Origin of the sequence: Capnocytophaga sp. (assembly GCF_030532915.1) — a bacterium.
Classification (GTDB): Bacteria; Bacteroidota; Bacteroidia; order Flavobacteriales; family Flavobacteriaceae; genus Capnocytophaga.
In genome coordinates this window covers 122,766-145,955 of record NZ_JAUNKD010000001.1, presented here as the reverse complement: position 1 = coordinate 145,955, position 23,190 = coordinate 122,766, and the positions used below count along the sequence as shown (strand labels likewise).

Annotated in this window: 22 protein-coding genes; 11 read left to right on the top strand and 11 right to left on the bottom strand. The window is 40.6% G+C overall.

From position 1 onward, the window contains the following. Nucleotides 1-205: 205 nt before the first annotated feature. The gene (locus Q4D72_RS00650) at nucleotides 206-877 is read left to right on the top strand and encodes a hypothetical protein (protein ID WP_303075473.1); all 672 of its coding nucleotides are present in this window, start codon (nucleotides 206-208) and stop codon (nucleotides 875-877) included. Nucleotides 878-939: 62 nt separating this feature from the next. After that, nucleotides 940-1,722 carry a hypothetical protein gene (locus Q4D72_RS00645; RefSeq protein WP_303075472.1) on the top strand — a complete coding sequence of 261 codons (783 nt, stop codon included), beginning with the start codon at nucleotides 940-942 and terminating at the stop codon, nucleotides 1,720-1,722. A 235-nt stretch (nucleotides 1,723-1,957) separates the two neighbouring features. Here the strand turns inward: Q4D72_RS00645 and mnmG are convergent, their stop codons facing one another. From mnmG to Q4D72_RS00610, 7 genes are all read right to left on the bottom strand, one after another. After that, nucleotides 1,958-3,829, bottom strand: coding sequence for a tRNA uridine-5-carboxymethylaminomethyl(34) synthesis enzyme MnmG (mnmG, locus tag Q4D72_RS00640; protein ID WP_303075471.1), 1,872 nt, complete (start codon nucleotides 3,827-3,829; stop codon nucleotides 1,958-1,960). Nucleotides 3,830-3,984: 155 nt separating this feature from the next. Beyond that, a complete protein-coding gene (locus Q4D72_RS00635; protein WP_303075482.1) occupies nucleotides 3,985-4,797 on the bottom strand; it encodes a site-specific DNA-methyltransferase in 813 nt (270 codons plus the stop codon). After that, on the bottom strand, nucleotides 4,794-5,489 hold the full coding sequence (locus Q4D72_RS00630) for a MutH/Sau3AI family endonuclease (RefSeq protein ID WP_303075470.1): 696 nt from the start codon (nucleotides 5,487-5,489) through the stop codon (nucleotides 4,794-4,796). Before Q4D72_RS00630 ends, Q4D72_RS00635 begins: the two co-directional genes overlap by 4 nt. After that, nucleotides 5,486-6,394, bottom strand: coding sequence for a DNA adenine methylase (locus Q4D72_RS00625; protein WP_303075469.1), 909 nt, complete (start codon nucleotides 6,392-6,394; stop codon nucleotides 5,486-5,488). Before Q4D72_RS00625 ends, Q4D72_RS00630 begins: the two co-directional genes overlap by 4 nt. Nucleotides 6,395-6,503: 109 nt before the next feature. After that, nucleotides 6,504-7,097, bottom strand: coding sequence for a hypothetical protein (locus Q4D72_RS00620; RefSeq protein WP_303075468.1), 594 nt, complete (start codon nucleotides 7,095-7,097; stop codon nucleotides 6,504-6,506). A 150-nt stretch (nucleotides 7,098-7,247) separates the two neighbouring features. After that, the gene (locus Q4D72_RS00615; protein ID WP_303075467.1) at nucleotides 7,248-7,898 is read right to left on the bottom strand and encodes an SGNH/GDSL hydrolase family protein; all 651 of its coding nucleotides are present in this window, start codon (nucleotides 7,896-7,898) and stop codon (nucleotides 7,248-7,250) included. A gap of 146 nt (nucleotides 7,899-8,044) precedes the next feature. After that, nucleotides 8,045-9,580, bottom strand: coding sequence for a sulfatase (locus tag Q4D72_RS00610; protein WP_303075466.1), 1,536 nt, complete (start codon nucleotides 9,578-9,580; stop codon nucleotides 8,045-8,047). A 315-nt stretch (nucleotides 9,581-9,895) separates the two neighbouring features. Between Q4D72_RS00610 and Q4D72_RS00605 the strand changes: the two genes are divergently transcribed. From Q4D72_RS00605 to tsaB, 3 genes are read left to right on the top strand one after another with little or no spacing between them, the layout of a single operon-like run. Continuing rightward, nucleotides 9,896-10,789 (top strand): hypothetical protein, encoded by an 894-nt coding sequence (locus Q4D72_RS00605; RefSeq protein WP_303075465.1) that lies wholly within the window; start codon nucleotides 9,896-9,898, stop codon nucleotides 10,787-10,789. Then, nucleotides 10,789-11,493: a 16S rRNA (cytidine(1402)-2'-O)-methyltransferase gene (rsmI, locus tag Q4D72_RS00600; protein ID WP_303075464.1), complete on the top strand. Its 705-nt coding sequence runs from the start codon at nucleotides 10,789-10,791 to the stop codon at nucleotides 11,491-11,493. The genes Q4D72_RS00605 and rsmI overlap by 1 nt, the downstream gene beginning before the upstream one ends. Before the next feature lie 3 nt (nucleotides 11,494-11,496). Then, on the top strand, nucleotides 11,497-12,138 hold the full coding sequence (tsaB, locus tag Q4D72_RS00595; protein ID WP_303075463.1) for a tRNA (adenosine(37)-N6)-threonylcarbamoyltransferase complex dimerization subunit type 1 TsaB: 642 nt from the start codon (nucleotides 11,497-11,499) through the stop codon (nucleotides 12,136-12,138). On the opposite strand, the gene rlmN is transcribed toward tsaB, so the two are convergent. Continuing rightward, the gene (gene rlmN / locus Q4D72_RS00590; protein WP_303075462.1) at nucleotides 12,130-13,173 is read right to left on the bottom strand and encodes a 23S rRNA (adenine(2503)-C(2))-methyltransferase RlmN; all 1,044 of its coding nucleotides are present in this window, start codon (nucleotides 13,171-13,173) and stop codon (nucleotides 12,130-12,132) included. The genes tsaB and rlmN overlap by 9 nt on opposite strands. A gap of 156 nt (nucleotides 13,174-13,329) precedes the next feature. Here rlmN and Q4D72_RS00585 point away from each other — a divergent pair, with 156 nt between their 5' ends. Next, nucleotides 13,330-14,430 carry an OmpA family protein gene (locus Q4D72_RS00585; protein ID WP_303075461.1) on the top strand — a complete coding sequence of 367 codons (1,101 nt, stop codon included), beginning with the start codon at nucleotides 13,330-13,332 and terminating at the stop codon, nucleotides 14,428-14,430. 66 nt (nucleotides 14,431-14,496) lie between these two features. Here the strand turns inward: Q4D72_RS00585 and Q4D72_RS00580 are convergent, their stop codons facing one another. The 3 genes from Q4D72_RS00580 to Q4D72_RS00570 form a co-directional block, all read right to left on the bottom strand. Further along, on the bottom strand, nucleotides 14,497-15,477 hold the full coding sequence (locus tag Q4D72_RS00580; RefSeq protein ID WP_303075460.1) for a polyprenyl synthetase family protein: 981 nt from the start codon (nucleotides 15,475-15,477) through the stop codon (nucleotides 14,497-14,499). Between the two features lie 12 nt (nucleotides 15,478-15,489). Next, on the bottom strand, nucleotides 15,490-15,948 hold the full coding sequence (locus Q4D72_RS00575) for a YhcH/YjgK/YiaL family protein (RefSeq protein WP_303075459.1): 459 nt from the start codon (nucleotides 15,946-15,948) through the stop codon (nucleotides 15,490-15,492). 181 nt (nucleotides 15,949-16,129) lie between these two features. Further along, complete coding sequence (locus Q4D72_RS00570) at nucleotides 16,130-18,064, bottom strand: LTA synthase family protein (RefSeq protein ID WP_303075458.1); 1,935 nt, start codon at nucleotides 18,062-18,064, stop codon at nucleotides 16,130-16,132. Between the two features lie 253 nt (nucleotides 18,065-18,317). On the opposite strand from Q4D72_RS00570, the gene Q4D72_RS00565 reads away from it, so the two are divergent. The 5 genes from Q4D72_RS00565 (at nucleotide 18,318) to Q4D72_RS00545 (ending at nucleotide 23,126) form a co-directional block, all read left to right on the top strand. Beyond that, on the top strand, nucleotides 18,318-19,109 hold the full coding sequence (locus Q4D72_RS00565) for a hypothetical protein (RefSeq protein WP_303075457.1): 792 nt from the start codon (nucleotides 18,318-18,320) through the stop codon (nucleotides 19,107-19,109). 4 nt (nucleotides 19,110-19,113) lie between these two features. Continuing rightward, nucleotides 19,114-20,259 (top strand): thiol-activated cytolysin family protein, encoded by a 1,146-nt coding sequence (locus tag Q4D72_RS00560; RefSeq protein WP_303075456.1) that lies wholly within the window; start codon nucleotides 19,114-19,116, stop codon nucleotides 20,257-20,259. Between the two features lie 445 nt (nucleotides 20,260-20,704). Next, nucleotides 20,705-21,361, top strand: a complete 657-nt coding sequence (locus tag Q4D72_RS00555) for a peptidoglycan-binding protein LysM (RefSeq protein WP_303075455.1) — start codon at nucleotides 20,705-20,707, stop codon at nucleotides 21,359-21,361. Between the two features lie 81 nt (nucleotides 21,362-21,442). Next, nucleotides 21,443-22,036, top strand: a complete 594-nt coding sequence (locus Q4D72_RS00550) for a ribonuclease HII (protein ID WP_303075481.1) — start codon at nucleotides 21,443-21,445, stop codon at nucleotides 22,034-22,036. 37 nt (nucleotides 22,037-22,073) lie between these two features. Then, entirely contained in the window at nucleotides 22,074-23,126 is a 1,053-nt protein-coding gene (locus Q4D72_RS00545) for an endonuclease/exonuclease/phosphatase family protein (RefSeq protein ID WP_303075454.1), read from the top strand. Nucleotides 23,127-23,190: the final 64 nt, after the last annotated feature.

The following is a 23,190-nucleotide window of genomic DNA, read 5'->3' as shown; positions in this document are numbered from 1 at the left end:
TCTTATAAAAAAATGATATACCTAGCTTGGATACACCTTGGGTAGACCTTGGGTGGATAAAAAACAGAAAAATGAACAAATAACAATAAATAATGAGCAGTGAACAATGATTGTTAATTGAAAAATTGTTATTTGTTAATTGAAGAAAGGCGTAACCCGAAAAGCCTGTAATAGAGTAGGGGATAATTTTTAAATGTTTAATTAAATGCAAAAACTATTTTTACTACTATTGGTAGTAGCAACTTTTATTGGTTGCCAAAAGGAAAGTAATGATGTGCCTCAAAAACTGCAAACAGAAGTTTCGGAAGAAAATGGAGGAACATCAGAACAGCCAAAAATACCCAAAACAAAAATTGTTTATGAAACGGTTCAGATTCAAGCTGAACAAAATTTTTACTTAAACAGTGCTACCTATCTGGGATTCAATGGCAAAACACGAACTGTCATTCCGTTAGAAATTCCTAAAAATGCCGTAAAAGTGTTTTATACGGTTGCTGTTACCGAATCAAAAACGCCCATAGGAAATTTAAGATTGGCGGCTCAGCTTTCAAGTTTATTGTTAGACCCGACGGGAATTACCTCTACGATTGCTTCTAAAATAGAAGTGCCTGAGCAAGGAACCTCAGGGCGGGCTGATTTTTATTTATTGGATTACAAAAATCAATCAAAATTTCTTTCAAAAGACCGCTTCGAACATTACATCGGTGGTTCAAGAGAAAGTTTAAAAAATGGAGTTGTTGAAATAAGTGAACAACTACTCAAAGAAGTGGGTACAAATCTATACATAGGAGTTAAAAATCCTCGAACAACCACAGGCGAAACCATCACTTTTGAAGCTGCCGCCATAGTCAAAAAAGAAATTATAACCTACGAATAGCTTCTTATAAAAAAATGATATACCTAGCTTGGATACACCTTGGGTAGACCTTGGGTGTAAAAGTGTATGCCCTATCTGGTATTCAAGCTAGTTCTTTCATAATTACTACACTTTTAGCGCCAATAAATTATGAGCGTTACATTCAAACAGTTGAATCAGCCTATAAGACCAAAGCCGTAACCAACTCACAAGGTATTGCCACGTTTGATAATTTAAAGCCCGAGTATGTAAATCTTGCACAATATACCTTTGTAGTATTGACCCAAACCGCTCCTTACTATCAATCGGTACAACTTACTATGAACGGTACGGCACAAGCCGGAACAATTTCTCTTTCCGGAAGTAATAATAACCAAGGCGGTACAAACAATGAAATCCCCGTAACATTTTATGTTTATGACACTGATTATACACCATTGGAGAACGCGACAGTTGTTGTAGGAGGTGTAAGTGGAAAAACCGATAAAGAGGGAAGTGTTGGATTTAGAGGAAAGCCTAACTCCGCATACGATTATCAAGTAGTTTCTGAGTGTGGTGAGGTAAAATCAGGAACCGTAAGAACGGGAGCTTCGTCGCATCAAGAATATGTAAGAGGTTTTACGCCCCAAGAAGGAACTATTTCCATCACCAATAATTCCAATGGAAGTAATCCGTACACCATTACCATTGGTACGAAAACTTGGCGTTTAGAAGCGGGGAAAACCTTAGATGTAAAAGTAAAACTCGGCAAGCAATACCAAGTGGAGTGGAAACAAATCAGTGGTTATTTATTTTACCCCACAACAGGAAGCAAAAGGGTGTCTCCAACCTGTCAAAATAAAAAGGTAACGATAAGTTTTTCATAAGTACCAACCTATTTAAATGTAAAAAATCCGTGGCAACCACCACGGATTTTTTACATTTTCATCTTACTATGTATTGCTTAATGTTTTCAAGTGCAGATTTAGAAACATAAATTTGATATTCAAAATTTTGTTTTAATACAATTTCGTAGGGGCGACCCGAGCAAAGCGAATAGGTGAAGCAATTGCATACGCCCTTAAATATCCCCTACAATCATTGCCTGTCGGTGCTACCGACCTATCGCCCCATATACACCAGCAGTATGCTTATATCCGCAGGGGAAACGCCACTGATGCGCGAGGCTTGGGAAAGGCTCGTCGGACGAATTTTTTTCAGCTTCTCGCGGCTCTCAAACGAAAGCGATGTCAGTTTGTCGTAATTGAAATTCTCGGGTATGCGAATGTCTTCCAAGCGGTTGAGCTTGTCGGCATTGTTCTTTTCCTTTTCGATGTAACCAGCGTATTTAACCTCAATTTCCGTTTGCTCGATGACCTCCCTTTCGATGTTGTTCTCACTGATAAAGGTCTTTACGCTGTCCAATTCTTGTAAATCGGCGATGGTTATGTTGGGTCTGGAAAGCACTTTGTACATCTTGTCGCCCTGTTTCATTGGGGACGAATCGTATTTTGCCAAAATCGGATTCGCTTCCTCAGGGCGGATGCTCGTTTCCTTAAAGAAATCAACAAAAGCGTTGGTTTGGGCTTGTTTTTTCTCCAAAACCTCCATTCTTCGCGGCGATGCCAAACCGAGCGAAAAGCCCAGCGGCGTGAGTCGTGCATCGGCATTGTCTTGTCGCAGAAGGGTGCGATATTCCGCTCGTGAGGTGAACATTCTGTACGGCTCTTCCGTGCCTTTTGTGATTAAATCGTCAATCAAAACACCGATGTAAGCCTCGCTTCGCTTTAAGATAACTTCCTCTTGCTCACGGATTTTACGAACCGCGTTGATTCCTGCCATAAGTCCTTGTGCCGCAGCCTCTTCATAGCCTGTTGTTCCGTTGATTTGCCCTGCGAAATACAGATTTTCAACCAGTTTGGTCTCCAAGGTATGTTTGAGTTGCGTTGGTGGAAAGTAATCGTACTCGATGGCGTACCCCGGGCGGAAAAACTTCACATTTTCAAAGCCTTCTACCTTGCGAAGTGCCTCAAACTGAACCTCTTCGGGCAGTGATGTGGAAAATCCGTTTACGTACACCTCCACTGTGTCCCAACCTTCGGGTTCGACGAAGATTTGATGGCGGTCTTTGTCGGCAAATCGGTTGATTTTGTCCTCGATTGAAGGGCAGTATCGCGGCCCTACGCCTTGGATTGCTCCGTTAAACATCGGTGAGCGGTCGAATCCTGTGCGGAGCAGGTCGTGTACCTCCTCACTGGTGTAGGTCATAAAGCAATCCTTCTGAATTTGAAGCGGTTGGGTTTCTTCCGAGAAGGAAAACTTTTCAGGTTTGTCATCGCCGGGCTGTGGTATCATTTTGGAATAGTCGAGCGAACGGCTATCCACGCGAGGTGGCGTTCCTGTTTTCATTCTTCCTGACTCAAATCCGTGATTTACAAGACATTCTGTAATTCCTTTGGAAGCCTTCTCTCCTGCTCTTCCGCCTCCTAATTGCTTCATTCCGATATGAATAACGCCATTGAGGAACGTCCCATTGGTCAGGATAACCGACTGGGCGAAAATGGAAATTCCGAGCGATGTTTTTACGCCTTTCACTTGGTGATTTTCGATTATCAGTTCGGAAACCATATCTTGATAGAAGTCCAAATGGGGTAGTTTTTCGAGTTGTAGTCGCCACGCTTCGGCAAAACGCATTCTATCGGATTGCGCACGCGGACTCCACATCGCCGGCCCTTTCGATTGGTTGAGCATTTTGAACTGAATGGCGGTTTTGTCGGTGATGATTCCTGTGTAACCGCCCAGAGCGTCTATTTCACGAACGATTTGCCCCTTGGCGATGCCCCCCACAGCAGGGTTGCACGACATTTGTGCGATGTTTTGCAATTGCATTGTGATGAGTAGGGTTTTCGCTCCCATATTTGCGGCAGCAGCAGCGGCTTCGGCACCTGCGTGTCCGCCTCCCACTACGATAACATCATATTTTTCTTGAAACATTTTATTATTTAGCTTTAAGTTATAGGCTTTAAGCAATAAGCGATGGTTGTTTGGGTGCTTTATGCTTTGTCCTTGGTTTGTTTTGAATGTATTTTATATGTTATTTTTTTACTCTCTTTTGTCTTTTTTGAACTCAATGGAGGTTTTTCAACTCACTATTCTGTTTTTAAATGGTTTAGTAGTTTGTTTTTATATGTTATTTCCATTTTGATACTTTCTATTTTCCGTTTTTTACTCAATTCTAAAAATTCAATTTCTCGGTCGATGCCTACAAAATTTCTGTTGAACAAATTGGCGGCAATTCCTGTGGTGGAACTTCCCGTAAAGGGGTCGAGAATCCACGCATCGGGCTTGGTGGAAGCCAACAGCAACCGCGACAAAACCGACAAAGGTTTTTGTGTAGGATGCTTTCCGAAGGACTTTTCCCAAGGAGCAATGGCAGGGAGTTTCCAAACATCTTTCATTTGCTTTCCGCCGTTGAATTGCTTCATCAGTTCGTAATCAAAATAATGCGGAACTTTTTCGTGTTTCCTCGCCCAAATAATTTGCTCGGTGGAATGTGTGAAATACCTACACGAGAAATTTGGCGGCGGATTGGTCTTCTCCCAAGTGATGATATTCAGGATTTTAAAGCCCAATTCCGTAAGAATTTGCCCCACCGAAAAAATATTGTGCATCGTTCCGCTAATCCAAATCGTGGCATCGTCCTTCATTTTTTCTCGTGCCAAAGATAACCATTTTCGGTTGAAATCGTTGATAAATTCAAAGCCTTGTGATTTGTCCCATTTGCCTTTGTTCACGCTTACGATTTGTCCGTTTTGGATAGAAAGTCCGCCATTGGACAAAAAATAAGGTGGGTCGGCAAAAATCATATCAAACTCGCGATTGAGCTGTGGCAAAAGCTCCATCGTATCTCCGTGTAGAAGATAAAATTTTCTGTCGTTTGATATGTAATAGGGGTTCATTATATTTTTGATGTGTCTATATGTGGCACGATTTGAGTATTAGTGTAATTTTTCTTGTAATAAAAAGCTCGTCTTCTTGCTTTTAACACGCCTCCCTTTCCATCAGGTGCATTGGTCAAATCTTGATTATTTTTCCCTTTGGTTTTAGGCTCAATAAATGTTCCCATACTGCACGATAGTTTATCTGCCCAGCCCTTTATAATATAATCTTGAATGATTTCCCAATCGTTTTTAAAAATTCCCATTTTGGAATGGTCAGGATGATCCAAAAAATAATCAACAATTTTATAATCATCTTGATGTAATGAAGTTCCGTTCTCTTTGGCTAAATAAACAATCCAAAAAGTGAGATTAATTTTTTTGCGAAGTTTAGCCGTCTCCCAAGTTTCTTCTGCTACTTCAAAATAATTAATCATTTGAATTTGAGTAGGTTCTTTTACTTTTATTTTGCCATTTTTATTTTTTTGCAATGGCAATACTTTCACTTCACAGCCTATTTCCGAAATATCCGCATCGGCAATATTGTTATTTTCTATTCCTAAAAGATTTTCCACAATCAACCCTGAAGCTCCCTTTTTCATTTTTTCTTTTTCGATGTTTAGCTCCGTTTTGATTTGCCCAATGGTTTTCCCTTTTGATTTTCTGATGATTTCAAAAAGAGGGTTCATCACCTCTATTACTTTACTGCTAATCATATCGTTTCGAGAATATAATTGTTAATCAATAACTCCGTTAATTTCCCTCTTTTTTCAGGATTGGCGTTGATACTTCGCTTGGCTTCTACGCGTTGGATATTGAAATCCATATACAAATCGTCAAAAAAGGTGTCGTTTTCGTTTTTGCCCTTCACATCGGAATTGCTTAATATCCAGTGATGATTTAGAGCGTCCAATTTGGTACAAAAATCTCGTAAGCGGATTTGCTCCTCATCGTTAAATTCATCTTTCGCGTAAGAATTAAAACTCGAAGTTTCACTAAGCGGTTTATAAGGTGGATCGAAATAAAACAAAGAATTTTCCTCCGCATAAGGTAGTGTTTGCTCAAAATCGCCACATAAAATTTCTACTTTCTGCAACGCCTCACTGACCGCCAAAAGATTTTCTGTATCGCAAATGGTGGGCTTTTTGTAACTGCCCATCGGAACATTAAATTCGTTTTTCCGATTCACGCGATAAAGTCCATTGAAACAAGTGCGATTCAGGAAGATAAACAACGCCGACTGACCGATTTTGTCCGCCGTTCGTGCGTTGTAAAGACCTCTTTTTTCGTAATAATACGCCTTTTTTGTCTCTTCATCGGTAAAAGCGTGATATTCGGATTGAAATTGTTCTAAAACGGCTATCAGTTCCTTCGGATTTTGCTTGATTGTCAGATAAGTATCGATTAAATCCGTATTGATGTCATTGATAACCGCCCTTTTCAAATTCGGAAAATTATTCAACACCCAAAAAAGTACCGCACCGCTCCCCACAAAGGGTTCGATGTAAGTGAAATCGCTTTGTATCAACGCTTTGGGTAATGCTTTTTCAATATCGCCGATGAGTTGCGTTTTTCCTCCTGCCCATTTTAGGAAGGGTTTTGGGGTTGGATTTTTGGTCATTTAGTTTGTGAATGCACTTTAATTAGAAAATCAAGCGACAAAAATACAAAAATTTGTAAAACAAGAATCTTATCCAAAAAACTTATTGATTTTCAGTTTGTAAAAACCACTATTCTTGAAAGGCTTTGCGTTTTTTTCGGTTTTTTCTTTTGATTTGTAATTCTTTGTCTTGGGGTGAAAGTCCTAAAACAATATTTTTTTCTCTGGAAATTTGTTCGCCCCAGCTGGCAAGGAATAACGCCGGCAAAAAACTTGAAATAGCTCCGAGTAAAGGCGTTATAGCAATTGCCAATCCGATGAAAAGCAATACAAACCACTGCCAAAAACGACGATTAAACGTTCGGTTTCGATGCACAAAACCAAACTCTTTTCTGATGTACTTTCTAAACGCAAACAAATATTCAAGATAATCCCCAAACCTGATTAACCCGTTATTCGCCACGGGATATTCCCGCACAACGATTGAAAATTCGCGGTAAAATTGGTTGTAGTTGCGGAAGTTCAGTTGCGGAACTCTGTCTATCAAATCCATCATAAAATAGTAGCCTAAACTATTTTTTGTGCTGTCCGAAAAACCAACGCTTTTTTGGTCAAGAGTCTGGCGTAAAGAATCCATATCACGCATTCTTTCGGAGAGAACATCGTCGTAACGTTTCGTTACTTGCTGATTTTTCGAGATGTTTACTTGAATGAACACTTCCATTGTTTTGATTTTCAATTTGTTGATTTAATCTTTTAGAAAAACCTCCATATCAATCCGAAGCCATTTGCCTTCCTATTCTTTATGCGTGGGTTTGGCGTAAAATTCCTCGTTTGAGCCTTGCCGTTTGCAACAGTATGTTTTCATCGGGACTTACAAATAATCCTGAATGATTTTTCGCCACGTGATGTATCCCGCCGCCATCAGATGAAGTCCGTCGTTGGTGTATTCGGGTTTTAGTTTGTCAGTGTTCGGGATAACAAAATGCGGATACAAATCCACATAAATCGCTTTGTGTTTTTGTGCCAATTCGCGGATTTGAACGTTGAGAGCCTTTATTTTTTCAGGTTGCTGATGGTTTTCAAATAGCTTAAAATCAGCGTTTACGGGTAAAATGCTTTGTAAATAGATTTCCGTTTTTGGAGAAACCTTTCGTATTTTGGTTACAATCCTTTCGATGTTCGCAAAGGTGGTCTCGGCGGGGATTCCTCTGGCGATGTCATTCACCCCGATGAGCAGCAATATTTTTTTAGGTTTTCCGTTTACGATATTGTCAAGCCGCTCGTAAACTCCTTGTGAAATATCGCCACTGATGCCTCTGTTTTTCACGTTTTTGTCGGGGAATAATTCCGCCCATTCGCAACCGTTGGTGATGCTGTTGCCCAAAAAAACGATGTCGTTTGCCGCTATCGGGAATTTCTCAAAGAAATCAACACGTTGGTAATAAAAAGGCGAATGTTTTTGTTCTTGCGAAAATGCCGAAAGTGAAAATAAAGCGACTAATAATGTGATTGCTCGTTTCATAAGATGGTGTGATTTAAATAGTTAAAATAATTTTGGCTTTTTGGTGATTTCCCTTTAAAATTATTAATTTCAGATATGGTAAAGATAAAATTCCGCTTTAATTTTGCAAAATTTTGTTGCGGTTCTTTTAATTTCGAATGGAAAATTTACAAAATCTCGTCAGGAAACGGCACGGGTTTTCCCGTTTTTTTGATAATGGGCATCTGCGCATCAACACTGCGCAAGTAATCGGACAAAATTTTAGCAAGTTGGCGTGTTTTCTGTGGATTTTCTGCCGAAATATCTCGCGTTTCGCCAAGGTCAGTTGCCAAATCGTAAAGCAAAATTTGTTGGGTGTCGTGGTAGTAAAGCAATTTGTAATTTCCCTTCCGAATGGCGCTTGACGGAGCAATGCCCAGTTTCTTGTCAGTATCATACCATTGATTGGGCAAATGCCAGAAAAGGGGTCTTTCAGTGTTTTTCTGCAGATTTTCGGTTGTCAGAAGGATAGGTAAGAGGCTTTCTCCGTCAATGGTTTGGATTATTTTTTTGTTGCCCACGGAAGCTATTTCGGCAAGTGTAGGGAAAATGTCCTCAATGTTGATTGGTTTGTCGGAAACACTTCCGGCTTTTATTTTTCCCTGCCACCACGCCAAAAACGGAATGCGAATACCGCCCTCGCGAAGCGTTCCTTTGCCGCTTGCCAGTGGTGCGTTGCAGGTGTTGGGTTTTCTTCCGCGCCCTATGGCGTCCAATCCGCCGTTGTCCGATAGGAAAACAACTAATGTATTGTTATTCAGTTTATTGTTGTCCAAATAATTTAGAATGTCGCCCAAACTTTTGTCCATACCTTCCAGCAGTGTGGCGTATTGAGCTTCGATGGGGTTCATTCCTTTGTCAAGATATTTTTGTAGGAAACGCGCATCGCCCATTATAGGGACGTGTACGGCGTAGTGAGACATATACAGGAAGAAGGGCTTGTTTTTCGGACGTTTGTCAAGTTCTCGCAAGGCTTTTTGGGTTAGGGCTTCGGTCAGGAAGATGTCTCTCCCGTGGAATTCTTCCAGCATCGGAACGGCAAAACGCCCTGTTTTTTGCGGGATATTCCCAAAATTGTCTTTGCCCTCATAGCTTTGCAATCCGCCGCCGGCGTGCCCTGAGACGTTGACATTAAAACCCATATTGAGCGGGTCGGCACAGGGCGTTCCTTGTGCGGCGAAGTGAGCTTTCCCGATGTGAATTGTATGGTAACCGCCTTGTTTCAGCAACTCAGGAAGCGCGGTGGCTTGAAACGAATTGGGAATATCGGGCTGATTCGCCAGTCCGTTGCAGTTCCAATTCGGAGCGGAGAGTTGTTCATTGGTGTGGTCGGTTTGTTTGTTATATTCTAATGTCCAGTTGGTTACGCGGTGCCTTGCCGGATTGGTGCCTGTCATTAAACTTACTCGTGACGGCGAACATATGGGGGCGGCATAGGCTTGGGTGAATTTCATTCCTTGCTTTGCCAGCCTCTCCATATGAGGGGTATGGTAAGTTTGGTTTAGTTCGGTTTTTTCACTGTGAAATGCAACTGAAGTGTCTTGCCAGCCCATATCATCTACGACAAAAAGAATGATGTTTGGGCGATTCTCGGGGGTGTTTTTTACTTCGGCAGAAATGGTTCGGCAATCTGTGATGCTCAACCCCATTAATGCACTTATCATTAAATAAAAAAATCGGTTTTTCATAAAAAAATCAATAAAATAACAAGCGACAAAGATACACAATTTTATCGTAATTATACGTCTTTTTGTAGGTTGAGTTAAGCTAAGCTTTGATAAAAAGAGTGATTGTTATCGGGTAAATATTGCCTTATGTTCAGCAATTTGGTGTGTGGAGGCTTAAAATTAAAATGTTACATTATATACTGAAAATCAAAGATTTATATAAAAGAGTGAAATATAAATAACTAAACTTTTTTTGTTATTAAAAAATATTTCATACCTTTGGAACCTATTATGTACTTAATATAAGTGATTATGAAAAATCAATTGATAAAAGAATTGCAAGAGTTGGCTGAGAATATCATTGCCACCAAAGATAAGTTGGATTTACCTCATTTAAAAAAAGAAACCGAAAAATTACTTGAAAAAGTGACCATTTTGAGTTTCGTTGAGAAATATTACAACGCCATTGGCTCATCGGAAGACCGTCTACAATATACGATGAAAAAAGTAGCCGATTTTGTTGAAGATGACCAAAATGAAAACGACATATTCAATCTTCCGGTAAAAACCACACAAGTGAAACAAATTGTTGTGACACAGCCCGAAAAAAAATCAGTGCCACAGCACAGCGAACCGGAACAGGCGGTTGAAAATCAGTTTGTGCAGGAAGAACCCGTCGTGCAGCCGGTGCAATCAAAAAACGGGTATCACACGGGGAATCAGCCTAATTCGGCGTACAAAGCCTATCAGGATATTATCCAAAGGCAACAAAAGCAACAACAAGCGCCACCGCCTCCCGTAGAAGAGAAAAAAGTGGTTAAAGAAATTAAAACCATTGTAGAGCCTGAAACAGAAGTAGTTCCTAAAAATCAGCCGTTGGAAGATTTTATCGCACAAACGCAACATCCTGTTTTTGAGAAGAAAGAAGACGTTGCCGAACCCAAAGCCGCTCCGTCGTTAAACGACCGACTCGGGAAAACGTCGCAAATCGGGCTGAATGACCGTTTGGCGTTTATTCGTCAGCTTTTCTTCGGAAGTGAAAGTGAATACAATGATGTGGTTCAGCATATTAACAATCTGCAAAGCGTGCAAGACATCGCCATTTACATCGAACAGGAAGTTAAACCGACCTACAATCACTGGCGAGGCAAAGAAGACTATGAAGAGCGCTTTTTAGGTTTAATGCTCAAACGATTTGAGGTTTAATGGGGAAACTCTATCTCATTCCAACCCCCATCGGCAATTTAGAAGACATTACCCTGCGGGCTTTGCGTCTTTTGCAGGAGGTGGACTTTGTGCTGGCAGAAGACACCCGAACAAGTGGTAAATTGCTCAAACACTATGATATACGCACGCCAATGCAGAGTTATCATATGCATAACGAACACCAAGTTGTAGCGCATTGGGTGCAACGCATCAAGGGCGGACAAACCGTAGGGCTCATCACCGATGCGGGTACGCCCGGCATTTCCGATCCCGGATTTTTACTCGTAAGGGCTTGTGTAGAACAACAGCTTGAGGTGGAATGCCTGCCCGGTGCCACTGCCTTTGTTCCTGCCTTGGTAAACAGCGCTTTGCCCAATGACCGTTTTGTTTTTGAAGGATTTTTGCCCGATAAAAAAGGACGACAAACGCGTTTGCAAGCGCTTCTTGACGAAAAGAAAACGATGATTTTTTATGTCTCGCCTCATAAGTTGCTGAAAACCATTGCTGATTTCATCGCTGTTTTTGGTCAGGAGCGAAGGGCTTCTGTTTCGCGTGAAATTACCAAATTGCACGAAGAAACACAGCGCGGAACCCTTGCCGAGTTGCTGGCTCATTTTGAGAAGAAAGCACCTAAAGGTGAAATTGTGATGGTTGTGGAAGGAAAATCGTTCAAAGAAAATAAGCAAGTAGGTGTAAATCAATGATGTATGGCTAAAATTTTATGTATTGAAACTTCGGGGCTTACTTGCTCGGTGGCGATTGCCGAAAACGGAGTGCTTTTAGCTGAAAAATCAGAAAATAAAGGCAAATTCACTCACGCCGAAAGCTTACATATTTTTATTGAAAGTGTTCTTGCACAGTCGGTTGTGTCGTTTGATGACATTGATTGCATAGCCGTCAGTGGCGGACCTGGGTCATACACGGGGCTTCGTATTGGGGTATCGGCGGCAAAGGGACTTTGTTTTGCGTTGGGCAAACCGCTTGTTAGCGTTTCAACGCTTCAAATATTAGCTTCGCAAGTAACAGATAGTCAGTTGATTATCCCGATGTTGGACGCGCGCCGAATGGAAGTGTACAGTGCTGTTTTTACCGGTGATTATCAAGAAGTTGCCCCCACAGAAGCCAAAATTTTAGATGAAAACAGCTATGGCGAGTGGCTTTCACAAGGTGAGGTTGTTTTTTTGGGCGATGGGGCTGAAAAATTCTCAAAACTGTGCACTCACGCCAATGCCGTTTTCGTACCAAATGCTTTTCCGCAAGCCCGGGATATGGTCTCGCACGCGTTTCAAAAATACGAACAACAGCTTTTTGAAAATTTAGCCTATTTTGAACCGAATTACTTAAAGTGATGTTTTGTTTGCTAATTGTCCGCAGGCGGCATCAATGTCTTTCCCGCGTGAACGTCTGACAGTTACGGTAATGCCGGCATCTTCCAGCATCGTTTGATACATTTCTATCACAGAGGCATCGGCTTGTTGAAAATCGCCGTCGTCAATCGGGTTGTATTCAATGAGGTTTACTTTTGAAGGCGCAAATCGACAGAATTTTATGAGCGCTTCTATGTCTTTCTTCTTATCGTTAATACCTTTCCAAACCACATATTCATAGGTGATTTTATTTTTGGTTTTTTTGTACCAATAGGCTAAGGCTTCGCGTAGTTCCGATAGCGGAAATTGTTCGTTAAAAGGCATAATTTGGGTGCGTACGGAATCAATGGCAGAATGCAGTGACACAGCCAATTTAAACTTTACCTCGTCATCAGCCATTTTTTTTATAAGTTTCGGAACGCCTGAGGTTGAAAGGGTTATCCGTTTTGGCGACATTCCCAAACCTTCTTCGGAAGTAATTTTTTCAATGGCTTTCAATACGTTGTTGTAGTTCATCAGGGGTTCGCCCATTCCCATAAAAACGATGTTTGAAAGTGGTCTACCAAAAAATGTACGACTTTGATTGTCAATTACTTTCACTTGGTCGAAAATTTCATCGGGCAGTAAATTTCGCATTCGTTTAAGTTGGGCTGTGGCGCAGAAAGTACAGTTTAAACTACACCCCACTTGGCTTGATACACAGGCAGTTGTGCGTGTGTCGGTAGGGATTAAAACAGATTCAACCAACAACCCGTCGTGCAAGCGTACGGCGTTTTTGATGGTTCCGTCGGAGCTGCGTTGCATCACATCAACGGCAATGTGGTTGATGGTGAAGTTGTTTTCGAGCATTTCGCGGGTTTTCTTCGGGAGGTTGGTCATTTCATTGAATGAATGCAACCCCTTGTTCCACAGCCATTCATATACTTGATTGCCTCGAAAAGCCTGATCGCCGTTTTCTTTGAAAAAGTGGCGCAGTTCGTCTTTTGTCAGTGCGCGTATGTCTTTTTTTGCTTGCATTGGGCAAAGGTAGGGAATAATCAAAAAAAGCACCAAATCCTTTAACAAAATATTAGCAATTACCTATTAAAAAGCCAAAGTATTGTTAATTTTTTTGACAAAAGCTATTAATTCGTATTTTTGCTCTCGTTTTAAACCAATAATTATTTTTTTCATATGAAAAAGACAACTTTAAGCTTAGTTGCACTTGTTGTGGGTGGCGGATATGCTTTTGCACAAGATTTACCTACGAATCCTGCACCCGGTAAGTGTTATGTTAAATGTATCACGAAAGATGAGTTTCGTGAGGAGACTGAAACCATTCAAATTTCGCCTGCTTACAGCAAATTAGAAGTGGTGCCTGCTAAATACAAAACCGTTGAAGAGCGTGTTTTGGTAAAAGAAGCAAGCAAAAAATTAGTGTACGTTCCGGCTGTTTATGAAACAGTTAATGTGCCTTACGAGAAAAAACAAGAAGGAAACACCTTAACAGTAGTTCCGGCTGCTTTCGGTAATGAAGTGAAAACCATTGAGGTATTCCCAAAAACCTCAGGATGGGAGTACAAGCATTTGGATAACTGTCCGTCAATCAATAAAGATGCTTGTGTTACGGCGTGTTTTGTTGAAAGACCGGCTCGTTTTGAGAGTGTAAACATCGTTACATTAACTAAAGATGCTCACACTACTGAAAACAAAACGCCTTCGGTTGAAGCTACTTTCAAACGTCAGGTTGTAAAAACACCTGCACGTGTTGATGAAATCGAAATCCCTGCCGAGTATGCAACCATCAAACGTGAAGTGGTTGACACGCCTGCAACTACCCGAAAAGTTGATGTTCCGGCTGAAACAAAAACTATTACCAAGCAAGTGCTTGTAAAACAAGGTGGTGTAACTGTTTGGGAAGAAGTAGATTGTAAATTGTTAGAGCCAACATTGCTTCCTATTTTGTATGAGTACAACAGCGCAAAATTGACAAAAGCTTCTGAAAAAGTGATTGACGATATGTTGTTGCCTTTGTTAAGAGGTACAAACACAAGTGTTGAAATTATGTCACACACTGATTCAAGAGGAAACGACGAGTACAATATGTCATTGTCACAACAAAGAGCAAATGCTGTTGTTAACTATTTGGCAAACAAAGGAATTCAACGTTCACGAATGATTGCAAAAGGGTTTGGAGAAACCCGTTTGATTAACAGATGTGCAAACGGCGTTCAGTGTTCAGAAGAAGAGCACCACAAAAACCGCAGAACTGAGTTCAGAATTCTTGGTCAGTAAATTTTTGTATCATAATAATTATTTTAAGAAAGAGGGGTTACATAAGTGTAGCTCCTTTTTTTGTATTTAAATTTTTCGGTCGATAACATAATTTACCATCAGGGTAAGTGCTGTTTTGTAGTCTGAATCGGGGAAGTCGGCTAAGATGCCAAGTGCTTTGTCTTTAAATTCGTGCATTTTTGTTTCGGCATACGTAAGCCCTTGATTGTCTTTAACAAAATTGATGATTTCGCGAACGCGTTTTTTGTCTTTGTTGTGATTTTTTACTGAGTTGATAATCCATTTTCGGTCGGATTCACTGCAAGTGTTCAGCGTATAAATCAGCGGAAGGGTCATTTTTTGTTCTTTGATGTCAATTCCGGTGGGCTTGCCAATTGCCTCATCGGTGTAGTCAAATAAGTCGTCTTTAACTTGAAATGCCATACCGATGTATTGACCAAAAAGTCGCATTTTTTCAATGATTTCGGTCTTTTCAGGCGCTACGGAGCAAGCGCCCATTGCACAACAGGCAGCGATGAGTGTTGCCGTTTTTTGGCGGATAATTTCGTAGTAAACCGGCTCGGTGATGTCGAGTCTGCGCGCTTTTTCAATCTGTAACAGCTCGCCTTCGCTCATTTCACGCACGGCTACCGAGATGATTTTTAGCAAATCAAAATCAGAATTATCAATGGAAAGCAGTAGCCCTTTTGAAAGCAGATAATCGCCCACCAAAACAGCTATTTTGTTCTTCCACAGGGCATTGATGGAGAAAAATCCGCGCCTTTTGTTGCTGTCGTCCACCACGTCATCGTGTACCAGTGTCGCCGTGTGGATAAGTTCAATAACCGAAGCTCCGCGATAGGTACGCTCTTGCACGCTTCCGCCCGAAACCATTTTCGCTACCAAAAACACGAACATCGGGCGCATTTGCTTGCCCTTGCGGTTTACAATATAGTGGGTAATACGGTTGAGCAAAGCCACCCGTGACGACATTGAGTCGCGAAATTTTTGCTCAAAGCATTCCATTTCTTGACGGATAGGCTCTTTTATTTGCGAGGTAACTTTCATTGGTTGTTGAGGTTAGTGAGATGGTTGCAGGCTTACTTTAACCACCAGTTTACGAATTTTGCCTTCCCCGATGATGGGTGCGTGAGCATCTTCCGGAAAAACAACGGCAAACTGACCCGGGCGTAACGTAACATACGTGTCGGGTGTGTCGGCGTACAGCCCGTAATCATTCTCATAGTCAAAGGCTTGTTTTTCTTGTGTGCAATCGGATAGGTTTTTCCAACCGATGGTTTCCTCACCCGAAAGCAATACGTGAATGTCCAAATATTTCTGGTGGTATTCCAGCACTTGTTTTTCTTTGCTGAGGCACTCGGGCTCGGCGTTGATGATAAATACATCGTCGCCATCAAGGTGTGTTTTCCCTAGTTCGGTAGTGAGCCAGTCGTGGTTTTTAACGTATGCAAAAATGTCGGCAAAAGCCGGGTGCAACCCTTCATATCGTTTGCTTTGATGTAAATCGGCTATAATCATTTTCAATATTTTATCAGGCAAATGTACTGAAAAAATATGCGATTACAAAAAAAACAATCCGATTTAATCGTTCAATTTTGAATACGGACTTACATTGCCACGATAGTTGCGACTTTAAAAGTGATTTTTTGCGTAAGCCAAAAGAAAACCAATGGTTGCTTGCGAAGCTAAAATAGGCAAGTTATTTACCCAATTTTCGTTGTATTATCCGATGCATATAATCTTGCATAAAGGCTTGTAAATCCTTGATTCCCTTTTCTATTTCAGGATTTTTTTCAGTTTCTGCAAGGTTATGAGTCAGCCCTTCGTCTTCTTTGTTGAAAATGCCGTTGAGGCTTCCGTCTGCGTTCAAAACATAGATGTAATTACCCTGCATCATTCGGTAGGTGTGAGCATCGGAAATATAGGCTTTCGGAGTTTCCTGCTTGTCAGAAAATAAACTGCGTCCCCACGAACGGAAAGGCTTGTTGTACCCAATCAAATCCACCACCGAAGGGTAGAGGTCTATCTGTTGAGTGATTCCCGAAGAAATACCCGTGCCGACCAATTCCGGATTCGGGCTGAAAAACATCAGCATAGCTCCGTTGGCGGTAATAGGCTGTTTGTAAAGGTCGTAGAAAATTTGGTTGTGATGGTCATTGGTGAAAACGAAAATCGTGTTTTTGTACCACGCTTCTTTTCGGGCACTTTCAAAGAATTTTTTCAATGCAAAATCGGTGTACTGAATGCACTGATGCATTTCCACGTTACCTTTGTCAAAAATGCCTTCGTATTTTTCAGGAATTTTGTACGGATGATGCGACGAAACGGTAAAAATGGTGCCTAAAAAAGGCTGTTTTTTCTTGCTAAATTCCCGCTTCATAAATTGCAGAAAAGGTTCGTCCCAAATGCCCCAAAAACCGTCAAAATCGGCATCGTTCCCGTATTCGGTCATTCCGTAGTAATGCTTAAAGCCCAAAATATTTGAAAAGCCCAAAAAGCCCATTGAACCGTTGGGAGCGGAATGAAAAAATGAAGTGTCGTAACCCATTTCGTTGGCAACTGAAACTACTGATTCAGTGGGTTGTTGTACATAAGGTGATGAGGTGTAAGCCACTTGAAAAGTCGGGATTCCCGCCAAAACGGACGACATTCCGTGAATGGATTGCCTTCCGTTAGCATACGCATTGTCAAACACGTACGAATGCTGCGAAAGCGAATCCAAAAAAGGTGTATATGACTTATAATCAGGAATATTTCGTTTGGTGTTCATACAACCCACATATTCCCGTCCGAAACTTTCCAGAATGAAAATAACTATGTTGGGTTTGCCTGCCACCTCACGCTGATAGTGCTTTATGGGTTGTACGTTTTCTTGAATGTAATCATCTGATACAAAGCGATATTCCTTAAAGCTTTTATTTTTTCCGATGGTTCGGATAAGCGTGAAAGGCGTGTTGAGAATCACGTCGGCGTGTGCGGAAATGGTTACGTGTCGGCTGGCATCCAAAATATTGATGGGGCGCGATGAATGAGCCAAACTGCCGCCGCGAATGCCCGCCACCACACCGACGCCAATCACGGCAAAAATTACCAGCGACCACAATACGTACGGCATCGGGCGTAACTCGGTTGTGCGTACTTTTACGATTTTATACAGAAAAACCCACAGCAAAAGCAATACCACGAAAAGCAGCACCACGTACCAGTACATTTCTAAAAAGGTGAAAAACAGCGTGGATTTGTTTTGTTCGTTTTCAATTACGGCAAACGAAGCGGTGGTTAGCCGTGATTTGCTAAACGGATAGTACATCATATCCACGAAATTGGTGGCGTAGGCAATTCCGTTGGTGAGGAAGTAAATCCAACAAAGCATTTTTTGGTAGCCTTGACGGGTGTTTATCCATAAGGGTAAAAGGCTCAGTGCGATAAATAGTAGATTGACGTATAAAATTGCCGTAGTGTCAAACTGCAATCCGTATAGAAACAGTTTGGAAAGTTCGGCAGTGTCAATGCTCCCGACGGCATCTTTATTGAAGAAAAAAAACAAAAATCGGGCAATGAAATAGAAAAAATACACCAATGCCATTCGGTAAAAAAACACCAAATATTCGCTTGTTCGGATACGCCTGTTCATTTTTTTAGAATTTGGGCGACAAAGATACGGCGGTTTGCAACATATTTGTATTAAGAAAATATTAAAATATTACGGAATTGCAAAGAAAAAGTGTTTTATTAATCAAGCGATTAAAAAAGAAATGTTTCGATTGACGTAAAACGTGTTTATGCAGTTAAAGTTTTGTTAAAATGTGTTTTTAGTTTGATATGTTTTTTTTTTTTTTTTGATATATTTGCAGTGTAAAAAACATTAAGTTTAAAAAAGAAATTGTATGAAACACTTTTTAACGTCATTAATGGTTTTGGTTATAATGACATCTTGTAGTAAAAATAGTGATGATAGCAAGCCTCAATTACAAACAGAAGGGCTTACGTCGTTTTCAATGGGAATTCGGGAAGGTGTGGATGTTTCAAACTTTCGCGTGGGTTACCAAATCCCTGTTGATGTGACGGAAATTATTGATGCCAAGCCCGAGCAAGGATTTATTTACAAGCTCAAAGTGGTGGGTAATGATGCAACGCGTCACCAGATTTTAGGAGTGGATTATGCCTTGAAATTGAAACAAGAAGAAGGGTTTACAGATGTTTCACTCATTGAAATTACTGACCTGAAAACTTTACCCGAGCTTGTGATTGTGCCCAAAGTGCCTGGAACGTTTCATTTGAATTTTGAATTGCAAAAGTATGATACTGCTACCAAAAAGTACGTAGGAGAACCGCTGAAAAAAGAACTTATTTTCAACGCGGTGAAAATTAATTTTTATGTTTCGTTTTCTTTTCCTAGGTTAGAGTTTAAGTTTTCAATTGACGACGGAAATCGGGAGTATGACACGTATTTGAGTAATACCACAAGCAGTAAAAAGTATGAATACACAACTCTTTTCGAGGGGATTTCCAAATCGGGGGATTTTCTTGTAGGTACGCAGTATGATTTTGGGTCAGGTCTTAATATCGAAGGGAAAACCATAACTATTGAAATTACGCAATATTTGAATAACGGACTTAAAAACATTATCCGTTATGAAAATGTGAAGATAGAGAATATTAACAAAAACAAATTCTAAAGCTATGAAGAGGTTTATTTTAGGTCTGTTGGTAACAACGGCAATCACAGCGGTGTCGTGTGGTGATAAAGGAGGCGACACTGCCCAAACCATTGAACAGTTAAAGCCGGTGGTTTATGAAAAAGAAACTCCTAAAATCATTGCCAGTAAAAAAACGGGCAATGTAGTGCTTGACCCCACTACGAGTAAAAATCAGTACGAGTATCTTTCAACCGTGCAGGAACAATACAGCATCACGCCGCTTTCAATCGTAGCTGAAACGATGAGTGATGTGATTTATCCGGGAAGTATGTTGCGAGGCGATTCGTTTATGAAAGGAAAATATGACCCGCTAACGCTTCGTAATGAGTTTAATCCCGTAACGTTGTCAGTGTCGCTGAAAGGAGATATCAACGTTTCTGAAACCACAAAGCCCGTGTTGAGTGATGTTCGGGGAACGATGAATGCCCTAATTGCACGTCAAAAACAAGGAATTAATTTTGATTTTATACCGGCTGTTTTTTCTTACGAAAGCAATACGGTTACTACCGAGCAACACTTTAAAACTTCGCTAAAAATTCACGCAGAAGCAAATGTAATGGCAAGTTTGGTAAAAGCGAGTTTTGACTATCAAAAAGATGAAAGTAATTCACTTACAAAGAGTTATGTAATGGTGGCTTTCCGCCAACATATTTATAACGTGTCGATTGACCCAAAACATTATTCTTCTTGGATAGTGGGAGATATTGATGTTAAAGATATGGGTGAATATGAACCGCTATATATCAGCAGTGTGGATTACGGGCGTGTGGGGTATATTTTTGTAGAAACTACCAAATCAGTTGAAGAGGTGCGTAAAATGGTGAAAGCCTCGTTGGAAGTAGCTGTTAAATATGTTGATGCACAGGCTAATGCAGCGTATACGAAAGAATTCCAAAACCTGTTCCAAGAAGGAAAAGTACGATTGAAAATTTCGGGCGGGCCGGTTGAATTGGCTAACAAGGTTGATAATTATGAAAGTTTCGTTAAATTTGTTCAGATGCCTAATGCACAGAATGTTACCGAAACTTCGGTGCCCATTTCGTACAAAGTACGTCGCCTAAAAGATAATACCGAAGTGGAAGTGATTGATACTTATACTCATAATATTATCGAATTGAGAGATAGATAACAAAAGATGCACAGCGCGTTTCGCTTATGAATAATGATGTCAAAATAACGTTGCAGTTGGTGCGTAATGGTGAGATTATTAAAGAAGATATCAAAAAGGAAAAATGCTTTCACTAACCGTAAGTAATTAAAGCGGTTAGGTTATCGTTTGAAATAAAATAGAAGGTTGTGTTGGAGTATTTACAACACAACCTTTTTTTGTCATCGTTTGGGGATGTTTATCGGTTTTTAACAATTGGGTGTATTAATGTAAAAACAAGTTAAAAATTAAGACTTAAAAGTTAAAAGTAGCAAAATTTTCACTGAAAACACTTTGCGTATTAACATCGTTCCAAAGAGTGTAGTTTTGGTTTTATGAAAAATGACTATCTTTGCCCCCGCAAATTTTAAGCGGTTGTCTTTTCCCGTTAAGGAAACAACGTAAGTCTTAAAGAAATTAAATTAGGATGATTAAAACAAAAAAAAGGTATTTTTTTACTGTATTAGGACTACTTAGTTTATTTTTTATGTGCTTCACAATCAGCGATGAAGCTCCCGTTAAAGTAGAGGTTCACACCAATTTTATAGTAACAGACCCCCAGCAGGCAACCGTAATGCCGGTTGGTAAAGAAAATGAAAAAAACGAAAAACTTACACTTAATCCGCCGCACATTGGCAAAACATTTATCGGTTTTAAAGAAGCCTTGGCTTACCGAGAATCACGAGGCAACTACTTCATTGTAAACCAATATGGTTATATGGGTAAATATCAATTCGGTAAATCGGCTTTGCAGTTTTACGGTGTTAAAAATGCTGCCGAATTTTTAAAATCGCCCGAGCAACAAGAACGCCTTTTCACGTTGAGTGTCAAGCGAAACAAATGGGTTTTACGAAAAGAAATCAGTCAGTTTGTAGGCAAGTGCATCAATGGTATACATATTACCGAGTCGGGAATTTTGGCGGCGGCACATTTAGCTGGCGCTCAAAGTGTTAAGAATTACCTCCGAAGCCGAGGCAGTTATGCTTTTGCCGATGCTAACGGAACTACCCTACAAAATTACTTGAAAAACTTTGCTGATTATCAAGTAGAAGACATTGCTCCTGAAAAGTTACCCCGATTTTAATCTGCGTTTTTTAAAGATATTTTTTCAGAATTTGAAAAAAGTCTCTTTATTTTCGTTATCTTTGCAATTTAAAAGATGGCAATGCAGTTGTTCTATCACACACACAATGAGGCGGGTACTGATGAGGCAGGCAGAGGTTGTTTAGCCGGACCGGTAACGGCAGCGGCGGTCATATTGCCCAAAGATTTCAAAAACGATATTTTGACCGACTCCAAACAATTATCTGAAAAAAAACGACTCTATCTCAAAGAAGTTATTCAGCAAGAGGCAGTTGCCTATGCAGTGGCTCACATTTTTCCTGCTGAAATTGATGAGCTGAACATCTTACGGGCATCAATCTTGGCAATGCACACCGCTTTGCAACAGTTACACACAACGCCCGATTTTATCGCTGTTGATGGGAATAAGTTCGTGAAATTTGGAAGCATTCCGCACGCTTGCATAGTGAAAGGCGATGCTAAAATTCAAACCATTGCGGCGGCTTCGGTCTTGGCAAAAACTGCCCGAGATGCGTATATGCAACAGATTGACGCCGAGTTCCCGATGTATCAATGGAAAAAAAACAAAGGATACCCGACCAAAGAACATCGTGAAGCCATCAGTAAATTCGGCATAACACCCTATCATCGCAAAACGTTTCAGCTGTTGCCCGCTCAACTGAAAATCGATTTTTGATAGTCCGTGCCAATTGCTACGAAAAATATAAAGAAAGATGAAAAAATATGACGGCTTATGGCTTTTTTTGGTATTGTTCTGTTTTTCAATACTGAAATTACAAGCACAAGACAGGAGATTTATGGTCAGAACGGTAGCTTTTTACAATGTTGAAAACTTATTTGACACCATCAATGACCCACACAAGTTTGACGATGACCGCACCCCCGAAGGTGCTGACCGCTGGACGTCGAAAGTTTACAACGACCACGTACAGAAAATTGCCAAGGTGATTTCTGAAATAGGTAGCGACCTTACCAAACAAGCACCCGATGTGATGGGCTTGTGTGAGGTTGAAAATATGTCGGTGGTTTCCGATTTGATAAACACCGATTATTTGAAAAAGTATAACTATGGTATTGTGCATTACGATTCGCCCGACAGTCGCGGAATTGACGTAGCGTTTATCTACAAAAAGAAAGTTTTTAAGCCCACGGCAACCTCCAAACACACTTTGGAAGTGTATGATTCTGACGGAAAACGACGCCACACGCGTGACCAATTGTTAGTAAGCGGAATGTTTGATGGTGAGCCAATGCATTTTATCGTAAATCACTGGCCTTCAAGAAGTGGAGGGGAAGCAGTCAGTCGCCCCAAACGCGAAGCCGCCGCCGCACTGAACAAAAAAATAATCGATTCGCTGCTGGCAAAAGACCCCAACGCTAAAATATTCAGTATGGGCGATTTCAATGACGACCCCACCAACGCCAGTTTCAAAAAAATCTTAAAAACCGAAGGCAAAAAAGAAAAAGTAAAACCCGGCGGGCTTTACAACCCGATGGAAGAAATGCTCAAAAAAGGCATCGGTTCGTTGGCATATCAAGACGGTTGGAATCTCTTCGACCAGATTTATTTCACCCACGAGTTGCTTAAAGATGACAAATCAACTTATCGTTACTGGAAAGCAGCCGTGTTCAACAAGCCTTATCTTGCCAATCAAAAAGGGAAATATAAAGGTTATCCGTACCGAAGTATGTCCAACGGAAATTACACTTGGGGGTACTCTGACCATTTTCCGGTGTATTTGTATTTGATTAAAGAACAAAAATAGATTTAAAAATATTGAAAATCAATCTCTTTTACCGGTTTCGGTAAAAGAGATTTCTTTTTACGTT